Annotated in this window: 18 protein-coding genes; 16 read left to right on the top strand and 2 right to left on the bottom strand. The window is 53.5% G+C overall.

Going from position 1 to position 15,870, the window contains the following annotated elements; genetic code table 11:
- Positions 1-28: 28 nt before the first annotated feature.
- The 14 genes from AC2FID_RS15935 to AC2FID_RS15870 all read left to right on the top strand — a co-directional run bounded on the left by AC2FID_RS15935 (position 29) and on the right by AC2FID_RS15870 (position 13,143).
- Positions 29-1,003 carry a TRAP transporter substrate-binding protein gene (locus AC2FID_RS15935; protein WP_108862003.1) on the top strand — a complete coding sequence of 325 codons (975 nt, stop codon included), beginning with the start codon at positions 29-31 and terminating at the stop codon, positions 1,001-1,003.
- 76 nt (positions 1,004-1,079) lie between these two features.
- On the top strand, positions 1,080-1,613 hold the full coding sequence (locus AC2FID_RS15930; protein ID WP_496755662.1) for a TRAP transporter small permease: 534 nt from the start codon (positions 1,080-1,082) through the stop codon (positions 1,611-1,613).
- Positions 1,614-1,615: 2 nt separating this feature from the next.
- Complete coding sequence (locus tag AC2FID_RS15925) at positions 1,616-2,902, top strand: TRAP transporter large permease (protein WP_058272447.1); 1,287 nt, start codon at positions 1,616-1,618, stop codon at positions 2,900-2,902.
- Positions 2,903-2,921: 19 nt separating this feature from the next.
- On the top strand, positions 2,922-3,341 hold the full coding sequence (locus AC2FID_RS15920) for a GlcG/HbpS family heme-binding protein (protein ID WP_058272448.1): 420 nt from the start codon (positions 2,922-2,924) through the stop codon (positions 3,339-3,341).
- A 25-nt stretch (positions 3,342-3,366) separates the two neighbouring features.
- Positions 3,367-4,239, top strand: coding sequence for an NAD(P)-dependent oxidoreductase (locus tag AC2FID_RS15915; protein ID WP_496755661.1), 873 nt, complete (start codon positions 3,367-3,369; stop codon positions 4,237-4,239).
- Between the two features lie 54 nt (positions 4,240-4,293).
- Positions 4,294-5,037, top strand: a complete 744-nt coding sequence (locus AC2FID_RS15910) for an SDR family NAD(P)-dependent oxidoreductase (protein WP_058272450.1) — start codon at positions 4,294-4,296, stop codon at positions 5,035-5,037.
- Positions 5,038-5,109: 72 nt separating this feature from the next.
- Positions 5,110-6,033, top strand: coding sequence for a sugar kinase (locus tag AC2FID_RS15905; protein WP_496755660.1), 924 nt, complete (start codon positions 5,110-5,112; stop codon positions 6,031-6,033).
- A 16-nt stretch (positions 6,034-6,049) separates the two neighbouring features.
- Complete coding sequence (locus AC2FID_RS15900) at positions 6,050-6,793, top strand: ribonuclease activity regulator RraA (RefSeq protein WP_282120607.1); 744 nt, start codon at positions 6,050-6,052, stop codon at positions 6,791-6,793.
- Positions 6,794-6,880: 87 nt separating this feature from the next.
- A complete protein-coding gene (gene eda, locus AC2FID_RS15895; protein ID WP_496755659.1) occupies positions 6,881-7,534 on the top strand; it encodes a bifunctional 4-hydroxy-2-oxoglutarate aldolase/2-dehydro-3-deoxy-phosphogluconate aldolase in 654 nt (217 codons plus the stop codon).
- Positions 7,531-8,670, top strand: a complete 1,140-nt coding sequence (locus AC2FID_RS15890; protein WP_496698287.1) for a mandelate racemase/muconate lactonizing enzyme family protein — start codon at positions 7,531-7,533, stop codon at positions 8,668-8,670. The genes eda and AC2FID_RS15890 overlap by 4 nt, the downstream gene beginning before the upstream one ends.
- The gene (locus AC2FID_RS15885) at positions 8,667-9,536 is read left to right on the top strand and encodes an amidohydrolase family protein (protein WP_496837634.1); all 870 of its coding nucleotides are present in this window, start codon (positions 8,667-8,669) and stop codon (positions 9,534-9,536) included. The genes AC2FID_RS15890 and AC2FID_RS15885 overlap by 4 nt, the downstream gene beginning before the upstream one ends.
- Positions 9,537-9,566: 30 nt before the next feature.
- Complete coding sequence (locus AC2FID_RS15880; RefSeq protein ID WP_282170071.1) at positions 9,567-10,367, top strand: NAD-dependent epimerase/dehydratase family protein; 801 nt, start codon at positions 9,567-9,569, stop codon at positions 10,365-10,367.
- A 49-nt stretch (positions 10,368-10,416) separates the two neighbouring features.
- A complete protein-coding gene (locus AC2FID_RS15875; protein WP_496837632.1) occupies positions 10,417-11,184 on the top strand; it encodes an HpcH/HpaI aldolase family protein in 768 nt (255 codons plus the stop codon).
- Between the two features lie 162 nt (positions 11,185-11,346).
- Positions 11,347-13,143: an IlvD/Edd family dehydratase gene (locus tag AC2FID_RS15870; RefSeq protein ID WP_496837630.1), complete on the top strand. Its 1,797-nt coding sequence runs from the start codon at positions 11,347-11,349 to the stop codon at positions 13,141-13,143.
- A gap of 304 nt (positions 13,144-13,447) precedes the next feature.
- Here AC2FID_RS15870 and AC2FID_RS15865 read toward each other — a convergent pair whose 3' ends face one another.
- A complete protein-coding gene (locus AC2FID_RS15865; protein WP_496741671.1) occupies positions 13,448-13,675 on the bottom strand; it encodes a DUF1127 domain-containing protein in 228 nt (75 codons plus the stop codon).
- Complete coding sequence (locus AC2FID_RS15860; RefSeq protein ID WP_496698297.1) at positions 13,665-13,889, bottom strand: DUF1127 domain-containing protein; 225 nt, start codon at positions 13,887-13,889, stop codon at positions 13,665-13,667. Before AC2FID_RS15860 ends, AC2FID_RS15865 begins: the two co-directional genes overlap by 11 nt.
- A 130-nt stretch (positions 13,890-14,019) precedes the next feature.
- On the opposite strand from AC2FID_RS15860, the gene AC2FID_RS15855 reads away from it, so the two are divergent.
- Positions 14,020-14,928, top strand: coding sequence for a LysR family transcriptional regulator (locus AC2FID_RS15855; RefSeq protein WP_496837628.1), 909 nt, complete (start codon positions 14,020-14,022; stop codon positions 14,926-14,928).
- A 542-nt stretch (positions 14,929-15,470) separates the two neighbouring features.
- Entirely contained in the window at positions 15,471-15,827 is a 357-nt protein-coding gene (locus AC2FID_RS15850; RefSeq protein WP_496698301.1) for a hypothetical protein, read from the top strand.
- Positions 15,828-15,870: the final 43 nt, after the last annotated feature.

Raw genomic sequence — 15,870 nt, 5'->3', positions numbered from 1 at the left:
GTCCAAAATTAATCGGGGAGGAGAACCCATGACTTTCACGAAATCGTTCTTTGCAACTGCGACCGCTGTGGCATTCATCGCAACGTCAGCTTCAGCCGAAAACTGGCGGGCCTGGAACATCCACAACGACGGCCATCCCAACACGGCTGCGATGGACAAGTTTGCTGAACTGGTTGACGCTGCTACAGACGGCGAGGTTACCGTCGATGTATTCCACGGTGGTGTTCTTGGTTCCCAACCGGATGCCCTTGAACAGGTTCGTATCGGCGCAATCGAGGTCGGTAACTTCAACCTCGGTCCCATTGGCCCAATGGTGAAAGAAGCTAATCTTGTATCGCTTCCTTTCATCTTCAAAGATGTGCCGCACATGTTCCGTGTGCTGGATGGCGACGCCGGTGAAGTTGTTTCAGCTGCGATGGGTGAAGCAGGTGTTCTGCCACTGGCATGGTTTGATGCCGGTGCGCGTTCATTCTACAGCCAAAAGCCGATCAATACTCCCGCAGATGTCGAAGGTCTGAAAATCCGTGTGATGAACAACGATCTTTATACATCGATGATTTCAGCTATGGGCGGGAACCCGTCTCCAATGGCTTTCTCCGAAGTTCAGCAAGCGCTGAAAACCGGCGTCGTTGATGGTGCGGAAAACAACTTCCCGTCATTCAAAAATGTCGGCCACTTTGAAGTGACCACAAATTATTCTTTATCCGAGCACCTGATTATTCCCGAGTGCATCTGCGTGAACACGGCCAAATTCAATGCGCTGTCTCCTGAACTGCAGGCCGCTGTGCGCGGTGCAGCAGAAGAAGCCGCATTGGTCCAGCGTGAGCTTTGGGCAATCGGCTCTGAGCAAGCGCGTAAAGATGTCGAAGCGGCTGGTATCACAGTCAATGAAATCGCTGACAAAGGCCCATTCCAGTCCGCAATGGATTCGGTTTATGCAGACTACTTGGCTGCAAATCCTGACATGAAAGCGTTGGTAGAAATGGCGCAAGCCACTGAATAAGTTGTCGTAACAGTCCAACTTTGAGCGCCCGGCTCCACCAATTGGATGCCGGGCGTTTTGTCTCAGAGGAATCCCAATGCAAGAGCCCGATACCCCACCTGCCGCCATGCGCAACATGGACAGGATTCTTGATCTGCTCGCACGAGGTTGCATGTTGCTGTCTGGCGTTGCCATTGTTGTAATGACGGCGATCTTTGCCTGGCTGGTATTTGGCCGCTACGTTCTGAACAACACGCCCACTTGGGTCGAGCAGGTTTCACTGCTGTTGGTCATGGTCATCGCGTTTCTCGGTGCGGCTGCGGGCGTGCACAATCACACGCACCTCTCTGTTGTCGTATTTCGAAATATAGTTCCGCCCTCTGTGCGAACGGTTTTCGTCGTGGTCTCTGATGTCCTGATGGCAGGTTTCGGTGGCATGATGTTTTGGTACGGAATCGAGTTGACCAAATTCAAATGGAACACCCTGATCCCGCTCATCCAATGGTCAGAGGGCTTGCGTTCCTTGCCACTGACAATCAGCGGCGCGTTGGTGTTCCTTTTTTCCACTGGCCATCTGATCCGCCTGTTTCTGGGCCGAGACGAACGCCAAGACAACATAGATCAGGGATAGTCATGGGACTCATGATTCTGTTGGGGGTTTTTGCCCTTTGTGTCATCATCGGTGCGCCAGTGGCATACGCCCTTGGTATCGCTGCATTGGCTTCCTTTTGGTTTGAAGGATTACCGCTGTTTGTTGGATTCCAGCGTATCGTGTCGGGGATCAACGTCTTTTCCCTAATGGCGATCCCGTTCTTCATCTTTGCGGGCGAGCTTATGTTTCACGGTGGTATCGCGATCCGGTTGGTTCGGTTTGCGCAGGCCGCCGTAGGCGCTGTGCGCGGTGGACTTGGCATCGTCAATGTCTTCTCGTCCATGTTGTTTGGTGGCATTTCCGGATCGGCGATTGCCGATATCTCGGCCCTTGGGTCGATCCTGATCCCGGTGATGAAAGACAAAGGTTATGATGCCGACTATGCCGTGAACGTCACAGTGACGTCATCAATTGCCGGGATCATCATTCCGCCCAGCCACAACATGATCATCTTTGCCCTTGCAACGGGCGGTGCTGTTTCAATCTCAAAACTGTTTCTGGCTGGCGTTGTGCCCGGCGTCCTTATGTGTTGCTGCCTTGCAATTGCAGCGTACGTCGTAGCGGTCAAGCGTGGCTATCAGGCCGAGCAGTTTCCAGGTTGGACCGCACTTGCCATTGCTTTTGTGGGTTCGATTCCGGGTTTATTGACGGCCGTGATTATTGTCGGAGGGGTCTTGTCAGGCGTCTTTACGGTGACTGAATCCGGCGCGTTCGGGGCAATGTATGCCTTTGTCGTGACGCTTGTTGTCTATCGTAGCCTGTCCTGGGAAAACTTTAAAACTGCCGTTATCTCTTCGGTACGCACAACTTCTATGGTGATGATTCTGATCGCCTGTGCCGGTGCTTTTGCCTATATGCTGACGTTCAACCGGGTGCCGACGAAAACGGTCGAATTCCTGTTGGGTATCACAGAAAACCCGATCCTGATCTTGTTAATGATCAATGCTGTCCTGTTGCTTTTGGGGATGATCATGGACATGGCCGCGTTGATCCTGATCTGCACACCGATTTTCCTGCCGGTGATGAACATGCTGGGTATCGACCCGCTGCAGTTCGGCATGATCCTTTTGGTGAACCTCGGTCTTGGTCTTTGCACGCCACCTGTCGGGACATGTCTCTTTGTGGGGTGTGCGGTTGGAAAACTACCGATGGAGAAAGCGGTCAAAACGATTTGGCCTTTCTACCTCGCCATCTTTGCCGCGCTCATGCTGATCACTTTTGTACCGGCAATATCGCTGACGCTGCCGAACCTGATCATTGGCCCGTAAATCAAAGGAGAATGTGGCGATGCTGACAATAAGACGCCTGGACATCGATGACGCGGGCAAGTTGATCGCAGGAGCGCGAGCCAAAGCGCAGGAAATCGGCGTGCCGATGTGTATTGCCGTCACAGATGAAAGCGGCAACCTCATCGCGTTTGAACGGATGGATGGTGGCAAGATTACCAGCATCATTTTGGCCATCGACAAGAGTTTCACTGCAACCGGTATCCAAAAAGGAACCGATGCTCTTGGTGAAGCAAATCAGCCTGGCATGGCCGCACACGGAATATCCTCAACGCTCGGCGGACGAATGGTGACCGTTGCAGGTGGCCTTCCCGTGACGGTCGACGGACAGGTGGTTGGCGGGATTGGTGTTAGCTCGGGCTCACCAGCTCAGGATCTCAAAGTTGCACAGGCAGGGGTCACGGCGCTCTGCGAAGCCTAATTAGAAAGAGTTTAAGGAGTCAGATATGACAAAACCCGTCATCGGTTTCATCGGCCTCGGTCTTATGGGCGGCAACATGGCAGAGTGCCTGCAAAACAACGGTTTTGATCTGGTTGTTATGGGTCGGAACAAGGAAGCTGTCGCAGCAACAGTCAACCGCGGTGCTGTAGAGGTTACAACGCCACGAGAGCTTGCTGAAAACAGCGATATCGTGATGCTTTGTGTAACAACATCGGATGTCGTCGAAAGCCTGATCTACGGCGATGACGGCATCCTGGCAGGCATCAAAGATAGTGCTGTGGTCATTGACTTTGGCACCTCGATCCCAGCGTCCACACGCAAAATCGGCACAGACTTGGCCGCAAAAGGTGCTGGTATGATTGATGCGCCGCTGGGACGCACACCGGCGCACGCCAAGGATGGTTTGCTGAACATCATGGCAGCGGGCGATATAGCCGCCTTTGAGAAGGTGAAACCTGTCCTGGATGTACTGGGGGAAAATGTCTTTCACCTCGGCGAACTGGGTGCGGGCCATGTGACCAAGCTCATCAACAATTATATGGGCATGACGACAGCTTGCACCATGAGCCAAGCCTTTGCTGTGGCTGAACGCTCAGGGGTAAACAAACAGCAGCTTTTTGACATCATGTCAGCTGGACCGTCCAATTCCCCCTTTATGCAGTTTTGTAAGAACTACGCGGTTGATGGTGTCAGCGATTTGGGGTTTTCGATTAACAACGCCAACAAGGATCTTGGTTACTTCCTGAAGCTGGCCGAGGACGTGGGCACTCGTGCCGAGATCGCTGAAGGAACCGCGAACAACCTTCAGGCAGCCGCGGACGCAGGCATGGGCGACGGCAACGTGCCGGAAATCTTCGACTATTTTGCCAAGCTTTAGCGTCAGATCCATCAGTCACGCATAGCAGCACCAATTGAACGGGAAAGAGCAACCATGAGACTTCAGGGAAAGACCGCAATTGTCACGGGTGGTGGCCGCGATATCGGGCGCGCCTGCGCTGTCAAACTCGCCTCCGAAGGGGTGAATGTCGCGGTGAACTACTTCGCCAGTAGTGCTGGCGCCGAGGAAACCGTAGCCGAGATCAAAAAGATCGGTGGACAGGCGTTTGCAATGCAAGGCGACCTGAACAAACCCGAAGAGGTCGATGCGTTGATCGCCAAGACGGTCGATACCTATGGCAGCCTGGACATTCTGGTGAACAATGCCGGAGGTTTGATCGCGCGCAAGAAAATCACCGAGATGTCGCTTGAGCATTGGCAGGCTGTCATGGATCTCAACCTGACCAGCACGTTTCTTATGGTCAAAGCGGCACTGCTGCATATGAAATCCGGGGCCATTGTAAACATCGCCAGTCAGGCGGGTCGCGACGGTGGTGGCCCGGGTGCGTCGGCTTATGCAACGTCAAAAGGCGGGGTCATGACGTTCACCCGTAGTCTTGCAAGGGAACTGGGCCCCGATATCCGGGTCAATGCAATCTGCCCGGGCATGATCGACACGGATTTCCATAACATCCATACTCCCGATGCAGGCCGTCGCGGGCTAGAAGCTGCTGCGCCGCTCAAGCGGCAAGGCCAGTCTCAGGATGTTGCGAACCTCGTGACGTTTCTGGCAAGCGAGGACTCGGCTTATCTGACCGGGACCAATGTTGATATCAATGGTGGGATGCTGTTCTCGTGATCGCAGCAGCACAGTTGGCGTAAGTGTCAAACGCTACTGTTCGTCAACCTTCAAAGTACTGGACACCGGACTATGCGTATTCTCTCGATTGGTGAATGTATGGCCGAAATGGCCCCTACTGACGCGCCAAGCACGTTTCAGATGGGGTTCGCCGGAGACACGTTCAATACAGCTTGGTATCTGGCCCAACTCACTCCCGAAACGCCCTTGTCCTATTTTACCGCCGTCGGAGACGACGCCATCTCGTCCCGGATGCTGGGTGCCATGCGCGAAAGTGGGGTGGATACCCAGCAGGTGCGGATCGTGCCAAACCGTTCTGTGGGGTTGTATCTTATCACGCTGGACAACGGGGAGCGCAGTTTCACCTATTGGCGTGGTCAGTCAGCCGCACGTCTGTTGGCGCAAGACAAGCAAGCACTCGCCCATGCCATGACGCAATCAGATCTCATCTATTTCTCGGGTATCACTCTGGCAATCTTGGACCCTGAAGGGCGCGCCGCCTTGCTCGACGCTGCTCGGTCGGCGCGGCGCGATGGAAAACGGATTGCCTTTGATCCCAATCTACGCCCGCATCTTTGGGACAGCCCGTCCGAGATGACCGATACTATCATGCAGGCGGCGGCCGTTAGCGATATCGCCTTGCCATCGTTCGAGGACGAGGCACGTTGGTTCAGCGACATGGACCCTGCGGCCACTTTGCGGCGCTATGCAAGCGCGGGCGCGGAAACGATCGTTGTCAAGAATGGCGCAGAAACGGTCCTTTATCGTACCGGTGACGCAGAGGGCTCTGTCCATGTTCCGCCTCTGGCTTCGGTTGTGGATACGACTGCTGCCGGTGACAGTTTCAACGCTGGCATTCTGGCGGGGCTGGCAGCAGATACACCCTTGCCAGACAGCATAGCGCTGGCGTGCAAACTGGCAGGGCATGTCGTGCAAGGCAAAGGTGCCCTTGTTCCCATCAACCAAAGCCTGCTCGACAGTTGCCCACAGCCTTAGCAGAAGGATCCAGCCCATGCCGAACCCTCAGCCTGCCAAAACGATCAAACTGCATCCCGATACGCTTGATCGCTTGTCAAAGGTCAGCACGGCAACCGTGGCCACGCTGCTTTACAAACGCGGTTACCAAAACGCCTATGTTCAAGGCGTTGCCCCATTGGGCAAGGGCAAGTCCACTCTTGTCGGCCCGGCCTTTACGCTGCGCTACATTCCGACGCGACCTGATACCGACCCAATCGAGGCGTTTCGTGAGCCAGATCACCCGCAGCGCGTGGCCGTGGAGACATGTCCGGAAGGCGCGGTATTGGTCATGGATTGTCGGCAGGATGCCTCGGCGGCCTCGGCCGGTTCGATCCTTTTGACGCGACTGGAAATGCGCGGAGCAGCGGGCGTCGTCACGGATGGTGGCATTCGCGATGCCGACGGTGCCGCCGCACTAGAGATGCCAGTGTTTGCTGCCAAACCGTCTGCCCCAACCAACCTTACGAAACATCATGCGGTTGATGTCGGATTGCCAATCGGGTGTGGCGGTGTGGCGGTCTATCCTGGTGACATCGTTCTGGGTGACAGCGATGGTGTCATGATTATCCCACGTCACCTTGCCGATGACATTGCGATCGAGGCAGGCCCAATGGAGCTGTTCGAACGCTTTGTTCTGGAAGAGGTACGAAAAAACACCCCCGTAATCGGACTTTATCCTGCAACCGACCCAGACGTTCTTGAACGATTTAAGGTCTGGCGCGCACGGCTCTCTGACTGACGTCTGAATCGCGATCACCTATTGTCTAATACTGGGACGAACGCATTTCGCCTCAGGGCTCACCCACCAAAAGGATAGCTTATCCAGATGACTATTTCTCCAAAGGCAGCGAGTTTACGGGCCCGAGAAATCTGTGCACTCGCGCCAATTGTTCCGGTTTTGGTGGTTGATGATGTCACAACAGCCCGACCATTGGCCGAGGCGCTTATCGCAGGCGGTTTACCCACGCTGGAGGTCACATTGCGCACTCCTGCCGCTCTCGAGGTTATTCGGGTCATGAGCGGCGTCCCGGGTGGGCATGTGGGGGCTGGCACACTGATAACCCCCGAAGATGTTCGGGCTGCCAAAGAGGCGGGCGCTACCTTCGGTGTCTCTCCGGGGGCAACCGATGAACTGCTGGCGGCTTGTGAAGCCGAAGGATTGCCGCTCCTGCCCGGGGCCGCGACTGCGTCTGAGGCGATGCGTCTTTTGGCGCGCGGCTATGATATGCTCAAGTTCTTTCCAGCCGAGGCCTCGGGCGGAGTATCGGCACTCAAGGCTATTGGCGCGCCTTTGCCGCAGGTTTCCTTCTGTCCTACAGGTGGGGTCAGCGCGGCCAATGCAGGCTCATATCTGGCGCAGCAGAATGTGGTTTGCGCTGGAGGCAGTTGGGTGGCGCCCAAAGATCTTATCGCAGCGACCGATTGGGCGGGTATCGAGACCCTGGCTCGGGACGCTGCCCAGTTGGAGGTGTGTAAATGAAGATTTCCGAGGTCCATACACATCTTCTTGACTACAAGCTTGAGACCGCCTTCGAGAGCGCAGCAACTCGTTTCACGCGACGCCAACATGTTTTGGTCGAGATTATCTGTGACGACGGAACAACGGGTTGGGGAGAATGCCTGGGGCCAGCTCAGCCAAACGCTGCGATCGTAAAGGCCTATGCGCCCTATTTGATTGGCCGCAATCCGCTGGATACGGAAGTTCTCTGGCAAGGCCTGTATAATCTCCTTCGAGACCAAGGGCAGCGCGGTCTCACAATGACCGCACTTTCAGGAATTGATGTCGCTTTGTGGGATATCAAGGGTCACCACTTTGGCGTTCCGGTTTCGGTGCTTCTCGGAGGACGTGTTCGGGACAAAGTAAAGGCATATGCCACCGGGTCTTTCCGGCGCGACGGGGTCGATCGTATTTCGGACAATGCCGAGGAATGCGCAGCCCATGTCGCTGCAGGGTTCCACGCAGTTAAAATCAAGATTGGCTTTGGGGTGGAAGAAGATGTTGCAGTCATCAAGGCGGTGCGTGAAGCGATCGGAACGCATACTCGTCTGATGATAGACGCAAATCACGGGTACTCGATCCAAGAAGCGATCACTCTGGGCAACCGAGCGGCAGAGTTCGATATCGATTGGTTCGAGGAACCGGTCATTCCGGAACAACTTGACGCGTACCGTCGTGTACGCGACGGTCAACCTATTCCGGTTGCTGGTGGCGAGACTTGGCATGGCAGGTTCGCGTTCCGCGAGCCCCTGGAAACAGGATGTATCGATATCGCCCAGCCAGACTTGTGTGGCACTGGCGGTTTTTCGGAGATGCGCCGGGTCGTTGATATGGCGGCTCTTCACGGCGTACGTGTTGTTCCGCATGTTTGGGGAACGGCAGTGCAAATCGCTGCGAGCCTCCAGTTTGTTTCGGCCCTGTTACCAGACCCACCACGGCGTGATCCAATCGAACCGATTTTTGAGTTTGATCGGACGCATAACCCATTCAGGCAGGCGATAATCACCCACCCGATCGAACATGAAAACGGCGTGATCGCAATTCCAAACAAACCGGGTCTGGGTATTGAGATCAATCGTGATGCATTGGCAGAGTTCGCCATGGGAGAACCCGAATGATCGAACGCAGCTTCTCTGGCCGTGCCCCTGAGACCAAGCTGCCTGCAGGCGCCATTGATACACACCTTCACGTCTATCTTTCCGGGTTTCCAGCACTGCCAGGAGGTCCTGATCTGCCAGAGGGCCAGCCTGGGTTATCAGAGTACAGACAAGTCATGGGCTGGCTTGGCATTGACAGGTTTGTCATCACACAAGGAAATGCACATCACGCCAACCATGCGAATTTGCTGGCGGCGCTCAAAGAAACCAGGGAGGTGGCACGTGGCGTGGCCGCCATTGACGGTGAAACCTCTGACGCAGAACTTGAAATCCTCAAGGATGGAGGGGTCGTTGGAACACGTATCGTGGATCTGCCAGGGGGCGCGGTTGGGCTCAGTCAGCTCGAAGAGGTCGACGCCCGTGCTTTTGCCGCGGGCTGGATGATTGCAATTCAGTTCGATGGCTCGGACATTTCGGACCATGTCGATAGGCTCTCAAAACTGCGATCCAGATGGGTGCTTGACCACCATGGCAAATTCTTAAGGGGCGTCGTGCCTGATGGCGATGAAGTCGCCATGCTCAAACGCCTTGTCGACGGCGGTAGATGCTGGTTCAAGTTTGCCGGTTGCTATGAGTCTTCCTTTGAAGGTGGATCTGATTATTCAGACGTAGCCGAGGTTTCGAAGGTCATGGCAACCCATGCCCCCGAACGCATTGTATGGGGGACAAATTTTCCTCACAACACAGCGACTAGAACCACAGACTACCCCAACGACGCCGCATTGCTCGATACTGTTCTAAACTGGTTTCCTGATGACCGCGCGCGTCACCTCGCTCTCGTAGAAAACGCCGAAAAACTCTACGGCTTCCAATCTATAGCGAATTAAACGCTGCCTGCAAAAAGTGAGATATACAAAATGCTAAACAAACTTTTGATAACGGGTGCTGATGGCAACCTTGGGTCGGTTTGTCGGTCTCGCTTGCAGGGCCTCGCCACAACCATTCGCCTTGGCGCGCGAGAGGATGTGGGCCCTGCCGGTGAAAATGAAGAAATTGTGTATTGTGACTTGGGCGACAAAGATGCGGTTGAGGCCATGGTTGAAGGGTGCGATGGGATTGTTCACATGGGGGGGCAATCGATTGAAGCACCCTGGGAAACTATAAAACAATCCAATATCGACGGTGTATTCAATCTCTACGAAGCGGCCCGAAAATCGTCGGTAACGCCGAGGATATTTTTTGCCAGTTCAAATCACGCGATTGGCTTTCATGAACAGACAACACGGCTTGATGCCAATGCACAGGTAAGGCCCGATAGTCTTTATGGAGTGTCAAAAGTCTTCGGAGAAGCTCTCGCACGGCTTTACTTCGAGAAATTTAATATAGAGACAGCAATTGTCCGCATTGGTTCATCGTTTCCGGAACCAAAGAACCATCGCATGCTTGCAACGTGGTTGAGTTACGATGATCTGAAATCTCTTATCGAGAGTGTTTTCGCTATTCCGCGTTTGGGATGTCCGATTATCTACGGTGCCTCGAACAACGATGCATCCTGGTGGGACAATCGAGAGACAGGCTTTTTGGGATGGAAGCCAAAAGACAACTCTGAGGCGTTTCGCGCCCGTATCGATGCCGAATGCATCCAACCTGCAATCGACCACGTATCCGTAGTTTTTCAGGGCGGGGATTTTTGTGGTCAGGGCATTCTTGAGGAATAGAACAGATACGATCAGGCCATATGTGTGGATACTCTGAAAAGGTAAACCGATGCGACCAAACAAAATTAGAGAGCATTGGGCCGCTGGGCGGCCTGTAGTCAACGGATGGCTGTCGATCCCAAGCGGTTTTTCAGCCGAAACCATGGCGCATCAAGGATGGGACACACTTACTGTTGATATCCAACATGGCGTAATCGACTACCAGAAGGCGGTCGAGATGTTCACTGCGATTTCGACAACCGATACCGTCCCAGTAACGCGCGTGCCGTGGCTCGAGCCCGGTATTTTGATGAAAGTGCTAGATGCCGGAGCGTACGGTGTTATTTGTCCAATGATCAATAGCCGCGAAGATGCTGAGAACCTTGTGGCCTGGACGCACTACCCTCCCAAAGGAACAAGGAGCTTTGGGCCGATCCGGGGCCTCTTGTACGGTGGTTCAGACTACCCAGAGCATGCCAATGACACGATCGTCGTCTTCGCAATGATCGAGACGCTGGAAGGTCTCGACAACCTTGAAGAAATACTGTCGGTTCCGGGTCTTGACGCCGTCTACATTGGACCTTCCGATCTTTCCCTAGCACTGGGTTGTCGACCGTCATTCGATGAGGTCGAAGCTCCTGTTGCCGAGGCCATTGAAATGATAGCCGCTAAGGCAAAAGAATATGGAAAATTCGCAGGTTGCCATAACGGGACACCGCAATACGCCTTGAAACGCATTGAAATGGGATTCCGGTTTGTCACAATCGCTTCGGACGCCCGCTTGATGGCAGCTGCCTCAAAGGACGCTTTGTCTCAGGTGCGCGATGGTCTGCCATAGTTTGTTAGTGGTGAATTTTGGGAGGCGCGTTTTCAATGCTTCAAGGCAGCCAAGCTTGGGTTGGCAAGCTGTTTAACTATGAGAATACGCTTTTCGCGATGTTTGGTATGATCACGGGTCGAAAGTTCTAGTCGGCACAAGACCAAGACTTAGGAGGCATGTATGCCACGTATGAAGCCCGAAGACCTCAGATCGCGGCATTGGTTCGCAAATCCGGATGATCCGGAAATGACCGCGCTCTACTTGGAACGTTATCTAAACTACGGGCTCACGCGCGAAGAACTGCAATCCGGTAAACCGATCATCGCAATTGCACAGACGGGCAGCGACCTAAGCCCCTGCAACCGCCACCACCTGGAACTTGCCAAACGGGTACGTGACGGCATAATCGCAGCAGGAGGCACAGCCATCGAAGTGCCGGTCCATCCCATTCAGGAAACCGGCAAACGCCCCACCGCCATGCTCGACCGCAATCTGGCGTATCTCAGTTTGGTTGAATCGCTTTATGGCTACCCAATAGATGGCGTAGTGTTGATGATTGGCTGCGACAAGACCACACCTGCGCTTCTGATGGCAGCTTCTTCAGTCAACATTCCAGCCATTGCTCTTTCTGTAGGACCTATGCTGAATGGTTGGTACGAGGGAAAGCGGGCAGGGTCCGGCACTGTTATTTGGAAAGCCCGCGAACGCCTCGCTGCCGGAGAAATCTCCTCTGATGAATTCATGGAAATCGCCGCAGCCTCTGCTCCTTCGGTGGGGTACTGCAACACCATGGGAACCGCCACCACGATGAACAGCTTGGCCGAAGCACTCGGCATGCAGCTACCAGGCGCGGCGGCCATTCCGGCCCCGTACCGCGAACGCGGTCAGATCAGCTATGAGACCGGAAAACGCATCATTGAAATGGTGTGGGAGGATCTGCGCCCGTCTGACATCATGACGCGCGCGGCTTTTGAGAATGCTATCGTGGTTAACTCCGCCATTGGTGGATCCACCAATGCGCCTATTCACCTAAATGCTATTGCGCGCCATCTAGGTGTGCCGCTTGACAATGATGACTGGCAGGCTTTGGGGCACAATGTACCACTTTTGGTCAATCTACAGCCCGCAGGCGAATATCTCGGCGAAGACTACCACCGCGCTGGCGGTGTTCCTGCCGTGATCGCAGAGCTGATTGCAGCTGGTCGCCTACCTCATGAAGAGGCCAAAACTGTCAACGGGCACAGCATAGCCAACAACTGCACGCGCCGGCGCAGCACAAATTCCAACGTCATTAAATCTGTTGATGCCCCGCTGAAAGACAAGGCAGGGTTCATCAACCTAAAGGGCAATCTATTTGACAGCGCGTTGATGAAAACCAGTGTCATCGGTTCAGAATTTGCAAAAGCCTATCTTACCAATCCCGATGATCCCAACGCGTTTGAGGGTCGCGCAGTTGTTTTTGATGGACCTGAAGATTTTCACAAGCGCATTGATGACCCATCTCAGGATATCGACACCCGTTGTATTCTCGTTATGCGCGGAACCGGTCCCAAAGGGTATCCCGGCGGAGCAGAAGTCGTGAATATGCGTGCGCCATCCTATCTCTTGAAGCAAGGCGTTCAGGAATTACCCTGCATAGGTGATGGGCGCCAATCTGGCACTTCTGGCTCGCCATCAATCCTGAACGCTGCGCCAGAGGCTGCCGACAATGGTGGCCTAGCAGTTCTGCAAACAGGGGATCGGATCCGCGTTGATCTTAACACCTGCACAGTCAACATTCTGATTTCCGATGTGGAACTTGAGCGGCGTAAGGATCAGTTAATCCAAAACGGCGGATATCCCGTGCCCGAAAGCCAATCTCCTTGGCAACAGTATTTCCGTGATCTCGTGCAACCTTTTGACAAGGGTATGAACCTACGCAATGCTGACGCCTATCGCGACATCGCACGCAAGTCACTGCCTCGAGACAACCACTGAATTCAACAAATTGTGGGCACGCAGCGAGATCGTTTGCGGCGTCACATACGCATTCCAGCTTCACATCTTCATCTCGGTGTTGACGATAATCACGACCATTATGATGTCACTCCTACCTCTCATTTTTCGCGGCTCCTGCTTGGCAGGGTGGTTTGGGCCAGCATTTTCGGGAGGAGGTGAAAATGCTGGCCCTTTGCGTTGGCGCTCCCTGTTGGTTTTTTCGCCGCCGCTTTTGCTGGCTTACTCTGGGAGGAGCGAGGACCAGCAAATTTCTTGCAATCTTCTGTCCTGAGGGTCTACTTCTCTATTCGTCAGCCATCAATTTTGCGGCATATTCCGGGATATCGGATCGCGAGATTCCGATCTGAGCGAGCTGGTAGTCGCTCATACTCGAAAGTGTGGAGAGCATCCTGGCCATTTGAAAAGTCTTTAGGCCAGCATTTGCCGAGGCTCCGATCCAAGCCAGGAAGGCGATTGATACGGTAATGGCCTGGCCGCGATCTGAACTAGCCGTTTGGGTGTTAACAGCCATACGCAGCCTCCATAGCAAGTCTTTTGATGCTACTGCGCGGAATGCCCAGATCTGTTAGGTCGCGGTCAGATAGCACCGAGAGCTCATAATACGTTGCGCGATAAACCCTGCGTTTGGCCTGTGCCTTTCGCATCGCGTCCAGTTTTTGATGAAAGAACGTGCGGCCAGCTTCGAATACGACATCCAGCGCGCTGTTTGATCGTGTAATTGCCATGATATTGCCTCGTCCGTTGCTGCAGTGCAGTATTTATGCTGCAATGCAGAGATACGTCTGTTTGGTAGCGCTCACAATTTGGCAATCTGGCATAGGCCCCATGCCAGATTGGAACAGCAAGGGTCATGACATGGATATTTCTGCGCAAATGTTAATTTTTGCGACAGTGGTCGAGCAAGGAAGCATATCTGCGGCTGCACGATCAATGGGGCAAACCCCATCAGCAGTAAGTAAGCAGATCGGATTACTTGAAGATCAGGTTCACTACCGCCTTCTTAATCGCACCAGAACGGGTATCTCTCCAACACTGGAAGGCCAAGCATTCTACGAAAAATGCAAAGCGATGGCTGACAAATTCAAAGAAGCCGAGGCGATGATCCTTAGCTTTGATGGTGTCCCGCGCGGAGTGCTCAGAGTCGCATCCACGGTTGCCTTTGGTAAGTCACAGCTGATCCCCGCCTTGCCTGAATTCATGGAGGAGAATCCTGAAGTTCAAGTATCGTTGGATTTAACCGACCGGGAGATTGATCTTCGCAGTGAAGGGTTTGACGTGGCGATCTGCTTTGCTGAACAACGCAAAAACCCAGATACAGTCGTCAGGCGCATCATGCAGAGTCGCAGAGTGCTTTGTGCTTCACCTGAATATATTGAGCGGTTTGGAACACCGTCGAATTTTGCCGATTTGGTCGACCACAATTGCCTCAGAGTTGCAGGAAGAAGCCAAAGGAACTCTTGGAACAGCATCGAACCAAAAGCAGGCGATGAGTTTGAAGCAACGGGCAGTTTTGAGGGAAATAGCACTGATGTCGTTTTTCGAGCAGCACTGGCAGGCATCGGTATCGCGCGACTACCTAGCTACATTGCAAACCGGAAATTCGATTCCGGGGAACTCGTTCATGTCATGCCGAAATACGCGCCACCCAGCACAGATATTGTCGTAATGTTTGCCGAAAGGCGCAATTTAGCGCCGAAAACTCGAGCGTTCGTAGATTACCTGGCGCGACGGTTTCGCAACGCCGTAGGCGACCAGTTGACTTAATAATAGCCGTTGGAAACAATCGATAGTTTCCAAAATAGTTTCGCATCAAGCGCCTAAAAATTGGAAACATTATGCCGGGAATATCAATCCAATAACTAGCACTGGTTTGTAAGCGTAGCGGTAGTAAATTATGCCTGTCATTGTTCTTGTCGGTATCGTCCATCGATGGATGCCGTTATAGCTGGGACAGAAATGCTTGATGTTTGGGTCAGAATTGAATGACGTGATTGACCGATTTATTGAGGTTTTGGCTGTCGATAGAGTCAAAGATCAGTGACGTTCCACAGTGCTTTTGTGAAACGACACATAGTTCCGCCACCAGCTACAGAACCTTGCCATTTTTGCCTCACTTCCTTCACCAAGCACCTAGACCGATTTCAATGATCCTGACTTCCCTATTGGGAAAATCAGGGCTGATTTGCAGATCAGAAGCCGAAGGCGCCTGTTCGTGCTGATCTGCCACGTGGCGAACGCGGGAGGCCGCTGTCAGTTTTTCCTAAAGGCAAACTACAAGCATTTGTTAAACTGCGAGGTGAAGAGACATGACTGATGGTCGAAATGATCTTTTTGAACGCCTCAATCCAATTTGGGAGGCCGTGGTTAAGTTGGGCGAGAACACCCCCGAACTCAGTAAGAAGGCCTACCTCAATGAGATGAGGGGTGAAGTGTACAAAGCACGGACCGCTTCATTTGGGACTGAAAATAGTGCGGATCGGTGTGACGAAAAAGTAGCGGAGGATCCTGAAGCTCAGTTCAAGATGATTGCAGTCGCCTATGCCACCGGAGACATGGATAAGGTCGATCAGGTGATAAACTACCTTGCTTTTATACGTCGTATGAAAAAACAGGGCATTTATGAATTGGGGCACTGGAGTGATGAGGACTCAGATGGGCAATAATACAACCAGAGATCGCTTCACATAACACCCCTACTGCGACGTA

Source organism: Ruegeria sp. CDSC068 (assembly GCF_059610545.1).
Note: the sequence above shows the minus strand (reverse complement) of the source record. Positions and strands in the feature narration are given on the sequence as shown.